The organism is Pseudomonas sp. GQ91, from assembly GCF_059758795.1.
Genome location: NZ_JCAXED010000008.1, coordinates 101,778 through 118,199, shown reverse-complemented (window position 1 = coordinate 118,199; position 16,422 = coordinate 101,778). Strand labels below are relative to the sequence as shown.

Annotated in this window: 20 protein-coding genes; 4 read left to right on the top strand and 16 right to left on the bottom strand. The window is 61.8% G+C overall.

All coding sequences use genetic code 11. The annotated features are described in order from the left end of the window. Nucleotides 1-100 precede the first annotated feature (100 nt). On the top strand, nt 101-1,105 hold the full coding sequence (locus tag AC6CIA_RS13925) for a sulfate ABC transporter substrate-binding protein (protein WP_498312768.1): 1,005 nt from the start codon (nt 101-103) through the stop codon (nt 1,103-1,105). 158 nt (nt 1,106-1,263) lie between these two features. Beyond that, the gene (locus tag AC6CIA_RS13920) at nt 1,264-2,466 is read left to right on the top strand and encodes an MFS transporter (RefSeq protein ID WP_498312766.1); all 1,203 of its coding nucleotides are present in this window, start codon (nt 1,264-1,266) and stop codon (nt 2,464-2,466) included. A 16-nt stretch (nt 2,467-2,482) separates the two neighbouring features. On the opposite strand, the gene phnN is transcribed toward AC6CIA_RS13920, so the two are convergent. The 11 genes from phnN to ccmA form a co-directional block, all read right to left on the bottom strand. Continuing rightward, a complete protein-coding gene (phnN, locus tag AC6CIA_RS13915) occupies nt 2,483-3,049 on the bottom strand; it encodes a phosphonate metabolism protein/1,5-bisphosphokinase (PRPP-forming) PhnN (RefSeq protein ID WP_498312765.1) in 567 nt (188 codons plus the stop codon). A gap of 321 nt (nt 3,050-3,370) precedes the next feature. Further along, nucleotides 3,371-3,775 carry a hypothetical protein gene (locus AC6CIA_RS13910; protein WP_498312763.1) on the bottom strand — a complete coding sequence of 135 codons (405 nt, stop codon included), beginning with the start codon at nt 3,773-3,775 and terminating at the stop codon, nt 3,371-3,373. A 16-nt stretch (nt 3,776-3,791) separates the two neighbouring features. Then, on the bottom strand, nt 3,792-4,985 hold the full coding sequence (gene ccmI / locus AC6CIA_RS13905) for a c-type cytochrome biogenesis protein CcmI (protein WP_498312761.1): 1,194 nt from the start codon (nt 4,983-4,985) through the stop codon (nt 3,792-3,794). Further along, nucleotides 4,978-5,451 (bottom strand): cytochrome c-type biogenesis protein, encoded by a 474-nt coding sequence (locus AC6CIA_RS13900; RefSeq protein ID WP_498312759.1) that lies wholly within the window; start codon nt 5,449-5,451, stop codon nt 4,978-4,980. The genes ccmI and AC6CIA_RS13900 overlap by 8 nt, the downstream gene beginning before the upstream one ends. Then, complete coding sequence (locus AC6CIA_RS13895; protein WP_498312757.1) at nt 5,448-5,984, bottom strand: DsbE family thiol:disulfide interchange protein; 537 nt, start codon at nt 5,982-5,984, stop codon at nt 5,448-5,450. Before AC6CIA_RS13895 ends, AC6CIA_RS13900 begins: the two co-directional genes overlap by 4 nt. Beyond that, a complete protein-coding gene (locus tag AC6CIA_RS13890; RefSeq protein WP_498312755.1) occupies nt 5,981-7,969 on the bottom strand; it encodes a heme lyase CcmF/NrfE family subunit in 1,989 nt (662 codons plus the stop codon). The genes AC6CIA_RS13895 and AC6CIA_RS13890 overlap by 4 nt, the downstream gene beginning before the upstream one ends. A 3-nt stretch (nt 7,970-7,972) precedes the next feature. Continuing rightward, nucleotides 7,973-8,428 (bottom strand): cytochrome c maturation protein CcmE, encoded by a 456-nt coding sequence (ccmE, locus tag AC6CIA_RS13885; protein WP_498312753.1) that lies wholly within the window; start codon nt 8,426-8,428, stop codon nt 7,973-7,975. Further along, nucleotides 8,425-8,601: a heme exporter protein CcmD gene (gene ccmD, locus AC6CIA_RS13880; RefSeq protein WP_339528696.1), complete on the bottom strand. Its 177-nt coding sequence runs from the start codon at nt 8,599-8,601 to the stop codon at nt 8,425-8,427. The genes ccmE and ccmD overlap by 4 nt, the downstream gene beginning before the upstream one ends. Beyond that, the gene (locus tag AC6CIA_RS13875; RefSeq protein ID WP_498312751.1) at nt 8,598-9,353 is read right to left on the bottom strand and encodes a heme ABC transporter permease; all 756 of its coding nucleotides are present in this window, start codon (nt 9,351-9,353) and stop codon (nt 8,598-8,600) included. Before AC6CIA_RS13875 ends, ccmD begins: the two co-directional genes overlap by 4 nt. 86 nt (nt 9,354-9,439) lie before the next feature. After that, the gene (ccmB, locus tag AC6CIA_RS13870) at nt 9,440-10,108 is read right to left on the bottom strand and encodes a heme exporter protein CcmB (protein WP_498312749.1); all 669 of its coding nucleotides are present in this window, start codon (nt 10,106-10,108) and stop codon (nt 9,440-9,442) included. Next, nucleotides 10,105-10,686, bottom strand: a complete 582-nt coding sequence (gene ccmA / locus AC6CIA_RS13865; RefSeq protein WP_498312748.1) for a cytochrome c biogenesis heme-transporting ATPase CcmA — start codon at nt 10,684-10,686, stop codon at nt 10,105-10,107. Before ccmA ends, ccmB begins: the two co-directional genes overlap by 4 nt. A gap of 251 nt (nt 10,687-10,937) precedes the next feature. On the opposite strand from ccmA, the gene fliK reads away from it, so the two are divergent. Together fliK and AC6CIA_RS13855 are read left to right on the top strand one after the other, a co-directional pair. After that, a complete protein-coding gene (gene fliK / locus AC6CIA_RS13860) occupies nt 10,938-12,515 on the top strand; it encodes a flagellar hook-length control protein FliK (protein WP_498312746.1) in 1,578 nt (525 codons plus the stop codon). After that, nucleotides 12,512-12,841 carry an EscU/YscU/HrcU family type III secretion system export apparatus switch protein gene (locus tag AC6CIA_RS13855; RefSeq protein ID WP_339528692.1) on the top strand — a complete coding sequence of 110 codons (330 nt, stop codon included), beginning with the start codon at nt 12,512-12,514 and terminating at the stop codon, nt 12,839-12,841. The genes fliK and AC6CIA_RS13855 overlap by 4 nt, the downstream gene beginning before the upstream one ends. A gap of 28 nt (nt 12,842-12,869) precedes the next feature. Here the strand turns inward: AC6CIA_RS13855 and AC6CIA_RS13850 are convergent, their stop codons facing one another. From AC6CIA_RS13850 to motD, 5 genes are all read right to left on the bottom strand, one after another. Then, nucleotides 12,870-13,262: a DUF2802 domain-containing protein gene (locus tag AC6CIA_RS13850; RefSeq protein WP_339528691.1), complete on the bottom strand. Its 393-nt coding sequence runs from the start codon at nt 13,260-13,262 to the stop codon at nt 12,870-12,872. Continuing rightward, a complete protein-coding gene (locus AC6CIA_RS13845) occupies nt 13,263-13,745 on the bottom strand; it encodes a chemotaxis protein CheW (RefSeq protein ID WP_339528690.1) in 483 nt (160 codons plus the stop codon). A gap of 73 nt (nt 13,746-13,818) precedes the next feature. Continuing rightward, a complete protein-coding gene (locus AC6CIA_RS13840) occupies nt 13,819-14,607 on the bottom strand; it encodes a CheW domain-containing protein (RefSeq protein WP_498312743.1) in 789 nt (262 codons plus the stop codon). Nucleotides 14,608-14,691: 84 nt separating this feature from the next. Then, nucleotides 14,692-15,480, bottom strand: coding sequence for a ParA family protein (locus tag AC6CIA_RS13835; protein WP_339528688.1), 789 nt, complete (start codon nt 15,478-15,480; stop codon nt 14,692-14,694). A gap of 51 nt (nt 15,481-15,531) precedes the next feature. After that, nucleotides 15,532-16,419: a flagellar motor protein MotD gene (gene motD, locus AC6CIA_RS13830; RefSeq protein ID WP_498312741.1), complete on the bottom strand. Its 888-nt coding sequence runs from the start codon at nt 16,417-16,419 to the stop codon at nt 15,532-15,534. Between the last annotated feature and the right edge of the window lie 3 nt (nt 16,420-16,422).

The window sequence follows — 16,422 nt, the reverse complement described above, 5'->3', positions numbered from 1 at the left end:
GTTCTTTTTAATCTTTAAGCGTCTATGACGCTGCGGCTATAGTCCGAGGCTATAAGCCAGCACTGAATTGGCAACCTTTACCAACAGCAAGGAATGAGCAGTGAAAAAATTCGTTAGCGCCTCTCTCCTGGCCGCCGCCCTGACACTGTCTGGCGCTGCCCAGGCCGCATCGACCACCTTGCTCAACGTCTCCTACGACGTCATGCGCGACTTCTACAAGGACTACAACGCCGCCTTCCAGACACACTGGCAGGCCGAACACCCGGACGACAAGCTCACCTTGCAAATGTCCTTCGGCGGTTCGAGCAAACAGGCGCGCTCGGTGATCGACGGTCTGCGGGCTGACGTAATCACCATGAACATGGCCACCGACATCAATGCCCTCGCGGACAACGGCAACCTGGTGCCGGACAACTGGGTCACTCGCCTGCCGGACAACAGCGCGCCGTTCACCTCCGCCACCGTGTTTATCGTGCGCAAAGGCAACCCCAAGGCGCTGAAAGACTGGCCGGACCTGCTCAAAGAGGGCGTACAAGTCATCGTGCCCAACCCGAAGACCTCGGGTAACGGGCGCTACACCTACCTGTCGGCCTGGGGTTATGTGTTGAAAAACGGCGGGGACGAGAACAAGGCCAAGGCATTTGTCGGCAAGCTGTTCAAGCAAGCGCCCGTGCTGGATACCGGCGGCCGCGCCGCTACCACCACGTTCATGACCAACCGGATCGGCGACGTGCTGGTGACCTTTGAAAACGAAGCGGAAATGATTGCCCGTGAGTTCGGGCGGGATCAGTTCGAAGTGGTCTACCCAAGCGTTTCCGCCGAAGCCGAGCCACCGGTGTCGGTGGTCGACAAGGTGGTCGAGAGAAAAGGCACCCGCAGCGCCGCCGAAGACTACCTGAAATACTTGTGGTCGCCGCAAGGCCAGGAAATCGCCGCCAACAACTACCTGCGCCCACGTGACCCGGCGGTGCTGGCCAAGTACACCGACCGCTTCCCGAAAGTCGATTTCCTGTCGGTGGAAAAGACCTTTGGTGACTGGCGCACCGTGCAGAAAACCCACTTCAACGATGGTGGGGTGTTTGACCAGATCTACAACGGACAGTAAAACCCTTGAGCATTGACCGTTCCCGCGCGGGCGGGAACGGTTCCTCCATGACTCAGCCATCAATCCCGGACATGAGTGAAATCAGCACAAGCGGTCTATCCCCGGCCTCGCCGAGCCTTTAACCTTTCACGCCATCCTCCCGCGTTAAAGAGCGAACCATGACTGCGATTTCCAACGCCTCCCATCCCGGCACCATGACTCGAGGCATGGTGCTGCTGTTTGCATTCTGTTGCGGCGCGATCGTCGCCAACCTCTACTACGCGCAACCGATCATCGAAATGATCGCCCCGGACATCGGCCTGACACCGGCCATGGCCAGCCTGATCGTGTCCCTGACCCAGATCGGTTATGCCTTGGGCCTGTTCTTCCTGGTACCGCTGGGCGATTTGCTGGAAAACCGCAAACTGATGATCACCACCACGGTGGTGTCCATCGCCAGCCTGTTGGGCGCCGCCCTCATTGAACAACCGAACCTGTTCCTGCTGGTGTCATTGCTGATCGGCTTCAGTTCGGTGTCGGTGCAAATCCTGATTCCGCTGGCCGCGCACCTGGCTCCGGCTGAGTCCCGGGGTCGGGTGGTAGGCAGCATCATGGGTGGCCTGTTGCTGGGCATTCTGTTGGCGCGGCCGATATCGAGCGTGGTCGCCGATCACTTCGGCTGGCGGGCGATGTTCATCGCGGCGGCAGCGCTGATGGCGGTGATCAGCGTCGTACTGTTATTGACGATTCCCAGGCGCCAGCCGGACCATCGCGCCAGCTACGGACAGTTGTTGCACTCGCTGGGCACCTTGCTGCGCCAGCAACCGCTATTGCGCCAACGCGCGTTTTACCAGGGTTGCCTGTTCGCCGCCTTCAGCCTGTTCTGGAGCGCCGCGCCGCTGGAACTGGTGCGCAACCATGGCCTGAGCCAGAGCCAGATCGCAATCTTCGCCCTGGTCGGCGCGATTGGTGCCATAGCCGCGCCGATTGCCGGGCGCCTGGCCGATGCGGGTCATACCCACCGGGCTTCGTTGCTGGCCATCGTGTTTGCCGCATTGAGCTTTCTGCCGGCGTTCGTCCACCCGATCTACAGCGTGATCGGCCTGGCAGTGACTGGCGTGGTCCTGGACTTCTGTGTGCAGATGAACATGGTCCTCGGCCAACGCGCTATCTATGCCCTCGACGCCAATAGCCGCAGCCGCTTGAACGCGCTGTACATGACCAGCATCTTTATCGGCGGCGCGTTCGGCTCGGCAATTGCCAGTAGCGTGTATGAATACGGCGGCTGGCTGGCGGTGGTCCTGGTCGGCAGCGCCTTCCCGCTGGTAGCGTTGTTGCGCTTCCTGTGGGTGTCGAAGGGCACCACGGCGGTGAATGCCTGAGGCTACGCCAGCAGGGTCAGGCACATGCGGATTGCCCATCGTCGAGGCCAGCGAGCAAGCGTTCGACGGTGTGCTCCAGCGGGCCGGAATTATCCAGCAGGCGCACACCCGAGGTTGCCATCAGGCTTTCACTGAACTGCGCATTGCGCGCCAGGCGCGCCTCGATTTCGCTCGGCGACTCCCGCCCCCGCGCCAACAAGCGTTGGCGCAATACGCCAGCGTCCACCGTCAGCAACACCACCAGCAACGTCGGGTAACGCAGGCGGGCTTGCGCCAGGTGGCCTCGGGAACCGTTGAGCAACACATCCTCCCCCGCCGCCAGCCAATCGTCGATCTCCCGCGGAATGCCATAGGACAAGCCATTGGCCTGCCAACAAAGGGCAAAGGCACCTTCGGCCTGCAGCAGGGCGAACTGCCGCGGGCTCACGCCTTGAGCCGCCTCGCCCACTGCTTCCGCAGAACGCGTGATCACCCGCTGCACAATGCGACAGCCGCGCGCGGCCAGACGCGAGCGGGCGGCATCCAGCAGGCTGTCCTTGCCCGAACCCGAGGGTCCGATGAGATAGATCAACCTGCCGGCCATCAAAATACCCTTTGGTGTGTCGCCCGACCCGCGGGATTACGGATCTGTGGCAAGAAGGCCTGCCCTAATGTCGTTCAGTTAAGGCTGAAACTCGTGGCGAGGGGGCTTGCCGGAACGCCGTATCGCCCCCGTTGGGCTGCGCAGCAGCCCCAATAAAGAGGAATGCGGCGTATCTGGCTGATTTAGGGCTGCTGCGCAGCCCAACGGGGGACGAGCCCCCTCGCCACAGGATGGTGTTCGGCACGCGACTTTCGCATTAAGGCTTGCCCTAATGCCAGAGAAGCTTAACTGACGGGCATCAAGCTCGAAAGTCGCCTATCTTCACTGCGCGTACTGCTTGCTCAACCCCGGTGGCACACCCTGCACATTGGTTTCTTCCCACGGGCCATTCGGGCTGATGGAGCGGCTCCAGCCATTGCTCCAGCGGTAATAGGTACGCTGGCGATAGAAGGTATGCGGCTGCTCGTCCAGTACATACACGCCCATTTTGCCGTCCCAGTGACTCGCTGCGCCCGGCGGTGGGGCGAAGGTCGCCGAGGTCCGGGGTATCGCTCGGGGCGCGGGAATGACCGGGCTGGAAGGTTTGGTTGCCGGCTGGGTGCCAGGTTGGGTTGAAGGGCCAGACGACGGAATGGTCGGGCCGGTCTGCGCCGGTGGCCGATGAACCGCACAGGCACTCAACCCCAGAACCAGGCTAAGCAAGGTGATACGAGCGATGGCGGTCATGGGCGTTTCCTCGAAATTACTTGTCCGGACTGTCGATGATCAATTGCTGCGTCGCGGTGGTGCTGCTCGCCAGGGGTTGGCTGCGACCGATCCACTCGCCGGCAGTCGGTTGACCGGTCCGGGAGATGCGCGCAACGAGTTGGACTTCGGGAAAGTTGGACAGTTTCAACTGCGGCATCATCGCGTCAGCATCCCCCAGTTCGACACTGATCGGCAGGTCAGCCACGCTCACGCGCTTGGCGGCCAACGGCGCCGGCGGGCCGCTGACCGCACGCACGAAGATGAATACGCTGTCGGTCGGCCGAGCCTTGGCTTTTACCTCAGCCGACACCTCGACGCGGACTTTGAGCAGCGCGGCAGCCTGGGTCGGCGCGACGGCACCCCCGCCCTCTTTCAGCTTCTCGGCCGCCCGGTCAATCCCGCCCTGCAGCGCCGCGCGGGATTTATCCTGCTCCGGCAACTGGGCCAACAGGCGATTCCAGTAATCAATGGCCTGCTGGTAACGCTGGCCTTCAAAGGCGGCGATACCCAGCAAACCAAGGCTGGTGACTTCCTTGGGATCAAGCTTCAGCGCTTCATCGGTCAAGGCCTGGATTTTCGGCGACCATTGTTTGTTATCCGCGAAGTACTGCGCCTGCGCCCACTGCCCGAGCAACTCCGGCTGACGACCGGCCAGGGCCACGCTGCGCTCGAAGACTTTCGCCGCGTCCGCCGACCGATCCTGAGCCATGTAGGCCCGCCCGAGGAAATACAGGCCTTCGGCCGAATCCGGTTGCGCGGCCGCCGCACGTTCCAGGCGCTGGGTCATGTCTTCCATGGACACCGGAGGCTGGGAAAATTCGCGAGTCAGTTCGACCTTGTCGCTGGCGCCGAAGTGCAAGTACAAACCAAGGCCCAGGACCGGCACCAGGAACGCCGCGAGCAATGGCAAGGGTTTGCCCAGTCGCGACTCGCGGGGTTTTTCCACGCCTTCGGTGTCGGCCAACAACTCTCGAGCGGCCTCGGCGCGGCCAGCATCCAATTGCGCGGCGTCAAGCACACCTTCGCTTTGCTGGGTTTGCAGTTCGGCCACGCGCTCCTGATACAGCGCGACGTTCAGAGCGGTGCGATCCTCCTCACGCTGGGCACGGCGCACGCGCAATACCGGGATCAACAGGAAACTCAAGGCAACCAGGAGCAGCAGGCCTGCTGCGAGCCAGAAATCAATCATCGGTTTTTTTGTCCAGCAGTTGGTCGAGGCGTTGACGCTCGGAAGCGGATAGCGTGTCCGAACCATCGGTCGGGGCGACGCGGCGACGGCGGACGATCACCGCCATGACCACCAGCCCACCGAGCAACAGGCCGGCGGGGCCAAACCAGAGCAGCGCGGTCTTGGCAGTGAGGGCCGGTTTGTAGCGGACAAAATCACCGTAGCGATCGACCATGAAGTCGATGATCTGCTGATTGTCCTTGCCCTCCCCCAACATGCGGAAGATCTCTTTGCGCAGGTCGGCGGCGATGGGCGCGTTGGAGTCGGCGATATCCTGGTTCTGACACTTGGGACAGCGCAGTTCCTTGGTCAATTCGCGAAAACGCTCGCGCTCACCGTCATTCGCAAACTCATAGGTGTCGATCGCGGCGTGGGCCACGCCCATCAATCCCAGCGTCAGTACAGCAGCGGTCAACCAACGCTTCATGGTTTGGCCTCATCCACCAGCGCCTGGTATTTGGCGGCCAATTGCTCACGCCAGACCACTTCGTCGATCACACCGACGAACTTGTCGCGAATCACGCCCTGGGCATCGATGAAGAAGGTTTCCGGGGCGCCATAGACGCCGAGGTTCAGGCCAAGATTGCCGTCTTCATCGCGGATATCCAACTGATAAGGGTTGTGGAACTCCGCCAGCCACTTCAAGGCCGCCGCATTGTCGTCCTTGTAGTTGACCCCGTAGATCACCACGCCTTTTTCGGCCAGCTTGTTCAATACCGGATGCTCGACGCGGCAGGAAATGCACCAGGTCGCCCAGACGTTGACCAGCGCCGGCTTGCCCTGCAGGTCGGCCTGGGTCAAGGTCTTGTCGCCCTGCACGGTAGGCAGGGAAAAGGCCGGGAATGGCTTGCCGATCATCGCCGACGGTAACTCCGCCGGGTCCAGGTACAGGCCGCGATACAAGAACACCGCCACCAGCAGGAACAGCGCCAGCGGCACAACCATCAACCAACGCTTCATACCGCTGCTCCTTGCAGGCCGAGGGCTTCACGCACCCGGTTCTTGACCTTGACCCGATAACGCCGGTCCATCGCCGCCAGTAAACCGCCGAAACCTGTCAGCAGGCCGCCGAACCAGATCCAGCGCACGAACGGCTTGACGTGGACCCGTACCGCCCAGGCGCCGTCGCCCAATGGCTCGCCGAGGGCGACGTAGAGGTCACGGGTGAAGCCGGCGTCGATCCCGGCCTCGGTCATCATCGAGTTCTGCACGGTGTACAGGCGCTTTTCCGGGTGCAGCACGGCAATTTCCTTGCCCTTGCGCACCACGCGCACGGTGCCTTTGTCCGAGGTGAAGTTGGGCCCTTCGAAATGCTTCGCGCCCTCAAAGACAAACTGGTAACCGGCCAGGTCCATGGACTCGCCAGGCGCCAGGCGCAGATCGCGTTCGGCGCTGTTCTGGCTGGACAACACCACACCCAGCGCGCAAACCGCGATACCGATATGCGCAATCTGCATGCCCCAATAGCTGCGAGTCAGGCTCGGCAGGCCCTTGATCAAGCCTTTATGGCGGGTCTTGTCGAGGATGTCTCGCACCCCGGCCAGCAACACCCAGGCCGCCAGCATGAACGTGGCAAGCACCGCCCAATTGAAGTCACCGTAGGCGATTCCGGCGACCACCGCCAATGCAGCGCTGCCCAGCAGCACCGGGATCAACATGCCCACCAGCCATTTGACCGGCGTGTCTTTCCAGCGCACCAGCACGCCAATGGCCATCACCCCCATCAGCAGGCCCATCAACGGGATAAACAACGCATTGAAATAGGGCGGACCGACGGAGAGCTTGGCGCCGGTCAGCGCATCCAGCATCAACGGATACAAGGTGCCCAGCAGGATCATCGAGGCAGCCACCACCAGCACCAGATTGTTGCCCAGCAGCAAGGTTTCCCGTGACCACAGGTTGAAGCCGACGTGACTCTTGACCACCGGCGCGCGCAAGGCGAACAGCGTCAGGGAACCGCCCACGACCAGCAGCAGGAAGATCAGGATGAACACTCCACGCTCGGGGTCGGAGGCAAAAGCGTGAACCGAGGTCAGCACGCCCGAACGGACCAGGAACGTACCCAGCAGACTCAGCGAAAATGCGGCGATGGCCAGCAACACGGTCCAGCTCTTGAACACGCCGCGTTTTTCGGTAACCGCTAACGAGTGAATCAGCGCGGTGCCCACCAGCCACGGCATGAACGAGGCGTTCTCCACCGGGTCCCAGAACCACCAGCCACCCCAGCCAAGTTCGTAGTAGGCCCACCACGAACCCAAGGTGATGCCGATGCCGAGGAAGGCCCAGGCAACGATGGTCCACGGCCGCGACCAGCGCGCCCAGGCCGCATCGAGGCGCCCGCCCAACAGTGCGGCGATGGCGAAGGCAAAGGCCACCGAGAAACCGACGTAGCCCATGTACAACATCGGCGGGTGGACGATCAGGCCGATGTCCTGCAGCAACGGGTTGAGGTCGCGACCGTCGGCCGGGATTTGCGGCAGGATCCGCTCGAACGGGTTGGAGGTCATGATCAGAAACAGCAGGAAGCCAATGCTGATCATGCCCATCACTGCCAGCACCCGGGCCAGCATCACTTGCGGCAACTGCCGGGAAAACACCGAGACCGCGAACGTCCAGCCGCCGAGAATCAAGGCCCACAGCAACAGGGAGCCTTCGTGGGCACCCCACACCGCGCTGAACTTGTAGTACCAGGGCAAGGCGCTGTTGGAGTTGCTTGCGACGTAGGCGACGGAAAAATCGTCAGTCATGAAAGCGTAGGTCAGGCAGCCAAATGCGAACCCGAGAAACGCGAACTGGCCCCAGGCGGCCGGCTGGGCCAGGCTCATCCACAGGCGATCACCGCGCCAGGCGCCCAGCAGCGGAACAATCGCCTGAACGACAGCGAAGCACAGGGCGAGGATCATCGCCAACTGGCCCAGTTCGGGGATAAACAGTGCAGAGCTCATCAGTCAGCCCTCCTTGGCAGGTGTGGGAGCCGACTGACCACTTTCGTTCAGGGCTTTGGTCACTTCCGGCGGCATGTACTTCTCGTCGTGCTTGGCCAGCACTTCATCGGCGACCACCACGCCATCAGCGTTGAGCTTGCCGAGGGCGACGATGCCTTGGCCTTCACGGAACAGGTCCGGGAGGATGCCGCGGTAGGTGATGGTTACGGATTTCTTGAAGTCGGTGACCACGAACGTGACGTCCAGGGAGTCGCCGGAACGTTTCAGGGAACCGGCCTCGACCATGCCGCCTGCGCGAATGCGCGTGTCCAGCGGCGCTTCGCCGTTGGCAATCTGGGTCGGGGTGTAAAACAGGTTGATGTTCTGCTGCAAGGCACTCAAGGCCAGGCCCACGGCGAGGCCGACACCGAGCAGAATGGCGAGGATGATCAACAGACGTTTTCGACGCAGCGGATTCACTTATCGGTCTCCCGGCGCAGACGACGCGCCTCTTGTTGCAGGTAACGCTTGCGGGCCAGGATCGGCGCGGCGACGTTGAGGGCCAGCACCGCCAGGCAAATGCCATAGGCCGTCCAGACGTACAGGCCGTGATGGCCCATGGCGAGAAAATCACTCAAAGAGGCGAAACTCATCCTCGGGCTCCCAGGCTGTTTTGCACTTCGACCTTGACCCAACTGGCGCGGGCTTCACGCTTGAGCACTTCGAGGCGCATGCGCATCAGCAACACGGCACCGAAGAAGCAGTAGAACCCCAGGACCATCAGCAACAGCGGCGCCCACATTTCCACGGGCATCGCCGGTTTTTCAGTCAGGGTAAAGGTCGCGCCCTGATGCAGGGTGTTCCACCACTCCACCGAGTACTTGATGATCGGGATGTTGATCACGCCGACAATCGCCAGTACCGCACAGGCCTTGGCGGCACTCTCACGATTGCTGATGGCGTTGCCCAGGGCAATCAGACCGAAGTACAGGAACAGCAGAATCAGCATCGACGTCAGTCGCGCATCCCAGACCCACCACGAGCCCCAGGTCGGCTTGCCCCAGATCGCCCCGGTGATCAGCGCCACGGCGGTCATCCAGGCACCGATGGGCGCTGCACATTGCAGGGCAACGTCGGCCAGTTTCATCTTCCAGACCAGGCCGACGATGCCGCACACCGCCAGCATCACGTAGATGGACTGGGCCAGCAACGCACTGGGCACGTGGATATAGATGATGCGAAAGCTGTTGCCTTGCTGATAGTCAGGCGGCGCGAAGGCCAGGCCCCAGACCAGGCCGATGCCGATCAGCAACACAGCGGCGATACTGAGCCATGGCAGGAGTTTGCCACTGATGCCATAGAACCACTTGGGCGATCCGAGCTTGTGAAACCAGGTCCAGTTCATTGCTGTTTCCATCACGGTTGCTTTTCGTCGTTGCGAAAAGTCTGGGGTCTTTCTTATTTAGACGAGCAGGTCGCGACCTGTCCTCATTATTCGCCGACGCTGATCTTCAGGCCGGCGGCTATCGCAAAAGGTGTCAGGGTTACCGCCAGGGCGGTCAGGCTGCCCAGCCACAGCAGGTAACCGGTCGCCGGCATGCCCATCAACGCGGCTTGCAAGGCACCGCTGCCGAGAATCAGCACCGGGATATACAACGGCAAAATCAGCAAGGCCAGCAGCAGTCCACCCCGTTTCAGCCCGACCGTCAGTGCGGCGCCAACCGCGCCCAGCAGGCTCAGCACCGGGGTGCCGAGCAGTAATGAAGCCAGCAGCACCGGCAAGCATGCCGTGGGCAGCCCCAGCATCATCGCCAGCAGCGGCGCGAGCAACACCAGCGCCAGCCCGGAAAACGCCCAGTGTGCCAGTACCTTGGCCAGGACCAGAAGAGGCAAGGGGTGCGACGAAAGGACCCACTGTTCCAGGGAACCATCCTCGAAATCACTGCGAAACAGCCCGTCCAGCGAGAGCAGGACGGACAAAAGCGCCGCCACCCACACCAGTCCCGGAGACAAGGTTTGCAACAGTTTTGTCTCGGGTCCGACCGCCAGCGGGAACAGCGCGATGACGATGGCAAAGAACACCAGCGGGTTGGCCAACTCAGCCGGACGGCGACACAGCAACCGCGCTTCACGGGCCACCAACAGGGCAAAGACACTCATACCGACCACCGCCCCAGGTCCAGCTCACGGTAACCCTGCGGTCTCCGGGCCAGCGTATGGTGAGTGGTCAGGAGCACCATGCCACCTTGCTCACAGTGTGTGGCCAAGTGCTCTTCAAGTTGCGCCACGCCCTGTTTATCGAGGGCGGTAAAGGGTTCGTCGAGAATCCACAGCGGCGGGCCCTGCAGATACAAGCGGGCCAGGGCCACCCGCCGCTGCTGGCCGGCAGACAGGGTGTGACACGGCACGTCTTCAAACCCCTTCAGGCCCACGGCGGCCAACGCTCGCCAAATCGACTCGCGGCTCGTCGGATGATGCAGGGCGCTGAGCCAACCGAGGTTTTCTTCAGGCGTCAGCACATCCTTGATCCCGGCGGCATGACCGATCCACAGCAGATTACGCGCCAGCTCAGTGCGTTGTTCGGTCAACGGCTTGCCGTTGAGCCGCACCTGCCCCGCCGTCGGCTGCATCAGGCCCGCCAACAGGCGCAACAGGCTGGTCTTGCCGCTGCCGTTAGGTCCGCTGACCTGCACCATGTCGCCGCCCGCCAGACGCAGTTCGAGGTGATCGAACAACATCCGCAGGTCTCGCTCACAGGTGAGCGCAACGGCTTCTAAAAGTGGACTGGTCAAGAGATCACGGGCCTTTACAGTTCAAGTCGGCAGTGGAACGGCCGTTAAAGAGATGCACAATAAACCCATTGGCGGCCTGTTTTAGAGAGCTGGATCAATCAGGTGTGATGTTTTTGACCCGCTCTTTGAAGACGGGCGGCATTATACATGCGATGCCCTACTCTAAAGAGGGCAATTTCCTTGAGATGGCGACCACGATGACCGGTGACATCAACCTTCCACCCCTTCCTCCGGCCACGCCCACCGGACCTCGACCCGCGCCTGCGGTGGGTGAACTGTTGAAACTGCTGGAGCCCCAGGCCGGATTGATCGATGCTGGAAAAACCGTGAATGCCGAGGTGCTGGCTCTCAAGCAAGGCGGTGAAGCCTTCCAGTTGCTGCTCAAGCTGACGCTGGAAGGTGGCCGACAAACCCTGGTACAGGCCGCCAGCAGCCAGCCGCTGCCGCTGGGCAGCAACGTGGCGGTGAGCCAGACCGCATCGGGTGACTTGGCCATCACGCTGCAACAAGCGCTTAGCGCCAACGTCGCTGCCCTCACCCGGATTGATACCACTCAATTGCCGCTCGGCACGTTGCTGCAAGCCAAGGTTCTGACGTCCCAGGCACTGCCCCAGGGCGCCGGGCAGCCGGCGCTCTATCGTTCGCTGGTCTCGGTACTCAATAACGCGCTGATCGGTACCACCCTGACGCTCGAAAGTCCGCAGCCGTTGCGCGTCGGCAGCTTGCTCAGCGCGGTAGTCCAGGGTGCCCAGAGCCTGAACTTCGTACCGCTGAGCGGGCGCCAGGAACAACTGGCGATCAGTCAGCAACTCGCCACCCAGCAAAGCCGCCAGGGTTCTCTGGAGGGGCTGCTCAACGCGTTGCAAAACATGCCCCGCAGCGCCGACACGCCGGTGCAACTGCGGGTGGCCGTAGAGCGCCTGCTGGCCGGTTTGCCCGACCTCGCTCAAGCCAGCAACCCCAAGGCATTGGCGCAATCGCTGCACAACAGCGGCATCTTTCTTGAAGCCAAATTACTGGCTGGGCAAAACCCGCAAGTACCGCCCCTCGACATGAAGGGCAGCCTGCTACGCCTGGTGGCCGAACTCACGCCGGCCCTGCCCGCCCACACCAACCTGAATGCCATCCTCGCCGCCAACACCCTCGCGCAAATGCTGCCCAGCTTCGTGCGCAGCCCGTTGGGGACCCTGGGTCAGATCGGCGCTCGCACCGCGGCCAGCAGCTTCCCGCTACCGGAACGGCTGATGCAGCGCCTGGAAGGTGAAAGCAGCCTGGAAAACCTGCTGCGCCTGGCCGCCGGGGCCATCTCGCGCCTGCAAAGCCATCAACTCTCGAGCCTGGAACAAACCGGCACCACGGCCGATGGCAAACTGTTGACCACCTGGCAACTGGAGATCCCTATGCGCACGATGCAGGACATCGTGCCTTTGCAGGTCAAGTTCCAGCGTGAAGAGCCGACGCCGGACCAGGATGAACCTGAACGCAAGATCGAACGCGACGCGAAAAAGATGCTCTGGCGCGTCGAGCTGGCTTTTGACATGGAGCCCCTGGGGCCATTGCAAGTCCAGGCGCAATTGAGCCAAGGCAAACTCTCCAGCCAGTTATGGGCGATCCGCCCCTACACCGCCAGCCTGATCGAAAGTCACTTGGGCAGTCTGCGTGAGCGCCTGGTGTCTTCGGGGCTGAACGTCGGCGATCTCGACTGCCACCTCGGCACCCCGCCCCGCGGGCCAAAAACTGGGCTTGAACAACGCTGGGTGGATGAAACCGCATGAAGAACCCCAACCCGCCGCGCCAGGCCATCGCCCTCAAGTACGATGGCAAACTCGCCCCCACCTTGAGCGCCAAAGGCGACGACGCCTTGGCCGAGGCGATCCTCAAATTGGCGCGGGAAAATGAAGTACCGATTTATGAAAATGCCGAGCTGGTCAAATTGCTGGCGAGAATGGAGCTGGGTGACAGCATTCCCGAGGAGCTGTACCGCACCATTGCCGAGATCATTGCGTTTGCCTGGACATTGAAAGGCAAGTTCCCGGCGGGCTACGACCCGGATGCGGAGCCGGTTGAGCGAGATGTGACGGCCCAGGGAGAAGACTACTAGCCCTCTCGCCCCAGCGAGATATCCAGGCTTAGCCCTTGTGCAACTTGCTCATCAACTGCGCCTCAGCCTGGGTCAGGCCACAGGACTGGGTCAGTTCATCCACCGTGGCGCCCATGCCCACTAACTTCGCCGCCTGGGCGAAAGACAGGCTTGAAGGATCACGCTGCTCAAGCGCCGACAACTTGTCCGGCAGGGGCGCGAGGATTGCACGCAACTCGTGCACGTCATCGCCTACCCGAACCGCGCTCTGCTGGTAGTTATCCACCCGCCGCGCCAGCTCCTTGATGCGCTGATCACGCACCGCGTCGCGCTCGGCCTGCTGCATCGCCAATTCGCGCTGCTGGCGCATATAGCGCAGCAGGAAACCGAGAGTCCCGGCCCACAACAGGGCCAGGACGATCACCACTACCTCGAGGATCAATCAGATGTTCTCCAGATCCGACCACTCTTCTTCGCTCATCATCTTGTCCAGCTCAACCAGAATCAGCAGCTCGCCGTTCTTGTTGCACACGCCCTGGATGAACTTGGCCGATTCTTCGTTGCCGACATTCGGCGCGGTCTCGACTTCAGACTGACGCAGATAAACCACTTCGGCCACGCTGTCGACCATGATCCCGACCACTTGCTTGTCGGCTTCGATGATGACGATACGGGTATTGTCGTTGACGTCGGCGGAGGCCAGGCCGAAGCGCTGGCGCGTGTCGATCACGGTGACGACATTACCGCGCAGGTTGATGATGCCCAGCACGTAGCTGGGTGCGCCCGGTACCGGGGCGATTTCGGTGTAGCGCAGCACTTCTTGCACGCGCATCACGTTGATGCCGTAAGACTCGTTGTCCAGCTTGAAGGTAACCCATTGCAGGATCGGATCATCCAAACCCTGTGCGGACGCTGACTTGTTCATACCCCTGACCCCTTCAAATACCGTTGATGACGGCGTGTTCTTTTTAGGCAGCACAACCGTGCTGCGTCTCTTATCAAGTACGTTTGTTGCCTTGCATATCTTTCACCGCACCGCTGGCGATCAGTTCCGCCAGTTCCGCGACATCCAGCAGTGCGCACATGTGCTCAATCACCGTGCCCGCCAGCCAGGGCCGCTGCCCCCTCTGGCTGCGCCATTTGATTTCATTGGGGTCCAGGCGCAACGAGCGGCTGACTTGATGCACCGCCAACCCCCACTCGTAACCCTGAACCGAAATCACATACTGCAGGCCCTGGCGAAAATCATCGCGGTAGCGGTCGGGCATGACCCAGCGCGCCGTGTCCAGCACCTTGAGGTTGCCCGCCTGGCTCGGCAGGATTCCGAGAAACCAGTCCGGCTGGCCAAACAGCGGCGTCAACTCCTGGCCTTCCAGCGAGTAAATCGATCCGAGGCACACCAGCGGCACTGCCAGGGTCAGCCCGGCCACGTCGAACAGCAGGCATTCGAACGGTTCGGCGGCCCATGCCGGTCGCCCTTCGGTTTCCCCGGGCGGCGGTGGAATGCTTGGCGCCAGATGCACCTCCGCCACCGGCGGCACCAGTACCAGAGGCACTGCCGCTACCGGAACCGGCTCAACCCAGGCATCGCGGGCCTGCTCCTCCAGTACCGCCAATTGAAACTCATCCAGGCTGGCCTCAGGCTCGACGCTGGGCGCAACCATCACCTCATCCAGGACCAGAATCGGTTCGGGCAGCTCGTCCTCGGTCGCCTCCTGCAGCAACGCATCCAGGTAAGACTGCAACGCCAGTTGCGGTGGGCTTTTGGTATCCACAGGACGATTCATCTGTATGCCCACGCGCAAGTCCTGTTACCCCTGTCTTGAGAGGTTATCGGCTCGATGGCCCACTGACTTGAATAAACTCTCATCTCACGCCACCTGCGCTACAAGCTGCTGGGCCAGCAGATGCTTGAGCAATGCCCGATAAGCCAGTACGCCGCGGCTTTTGCCATCGAATTGCGACGGCGTCAGACCGGCGCGGCTGGCATCGCGCAAGCGTGTGTCGACCGGGATGTAGCCTTGCCAGATAGTGTCCGGATAGGCGTCACGCAAAACGCGCAACGTGCCAAGCGAGGCTTGGGTACGGCGATCGAATAAGGTCGGGACAATGCTGAACGGCAGCGCCTGCTTGCGCGAACGGTTGATCATGGCGAGGGTGCTGACCATGCGTTCCAGGCCTTTGACCGCCAGGTGCTCGGTCTGTACCGGGATCACCAGTTGCTGGCTGGCCGCCAAAGCGTTGACCATCAGCACACCAAGCAACGGCGGACTGTCGATGATCGCGTAGTCGAAGTCCTGCCACAGCTGCGCCAGGGTCTTGGCGATCACCAGGCCCAGGCCGCTTTGCCCTGGCGATTGTCGCTCGAGGGTGGCCAAGGCCGTGCTGGAGGGCAGTAACGAAATGCTCTCATTGCTGGTGGACAGCAGCAGTTGCCCCGGCAACCCGTCAGGCACGTTGCCCTTGTGCAGGAACAGGTCGTAGCAACTGTGTTCCAGCGCATCCGGGTCGTAACCGAAATAGCTGGTCATCGAGCCGTGGGGATCGAGGTCGACAATGACCACACGCTTGCCCGCCTCGGCCAGCAAGCCGGCTAAGGCGATGGAAGTGGTGGTCTTGCCGACCCCACCCTTTTGATTGGCAACTGCCCAGACTCTCATTCGGATTGTTCCTCCCGGTGGGCACTGGCTCGACCGAGAAATAGCACGAGGTTATAGAGCCGGTGACGGAGAATTGACGGCGTTCGCACGAACCGGCGGCTTTACGGGCGTCGGTGCAGTTTGTGTGCCAGCCCGCTTCAATGCTGCATCCGGTCGCGCATTGGCGGCCCCGGTGGCGGTCAGGCTGCGGCGCACATCCAGGTTGCGCGAGACCACCAGCACTACCCGGCGATTACGCGCCCGGCCTTCGGCCGTCGCATTATTGGCCACGGGCTGGAATTCGCCGTACCCCACGGACGCCAGGCGCTCGGGGTTGACGCCCTGCATCGCCAACATGCGCACGATGCTCGCCGAGCGCGCCGACGACAACTCCCAGTTGGTGGGGTACAGCGCTGTGTGGATCGGTAGATTATCGGTAAAGCCCTCGACGTGAATCGGGTTGTCGAAGGGTTTCAAGATCGCAGCGACCTTATCGATGATGCTGAATGCCATGTCGCTGGGGAGCGCATCGGCGCTGGCAAACAGCAGGCTGGAGTTGAGTTCGATCTCCACCCACAGCTCATTGCCACGAATCGTCATCTGGTTGGAACTGATCAAGTCGCCAAACGCCGCGCTGATGTCGTCGGCGATACTCTTGAGCGGATCGCTGCCGCCACTGATGCCGGCGTCGGTCTCATCGCTGTCCTTGACCAACGGTTTGGCCGGCGTCACGCTCTTGGGGCGTTCATCGCCAATCGGAATCGGCTTGAGGGCGCGGTCGGAGTCGTTAAACACACCCACCAGCGCCTCGGAAATGACCTTGTACTTGCCTTCGTTGATCGAAGAAATGGAGTACATCACCACGAAAAAAGCGAACAGCAAAGTGATGAAGTCGGCGTAGGACACCAGCCAGCGTTCATGGTTGACGTGCTCTTCAGGTTCGCGGCGACGACGGCTCACAGG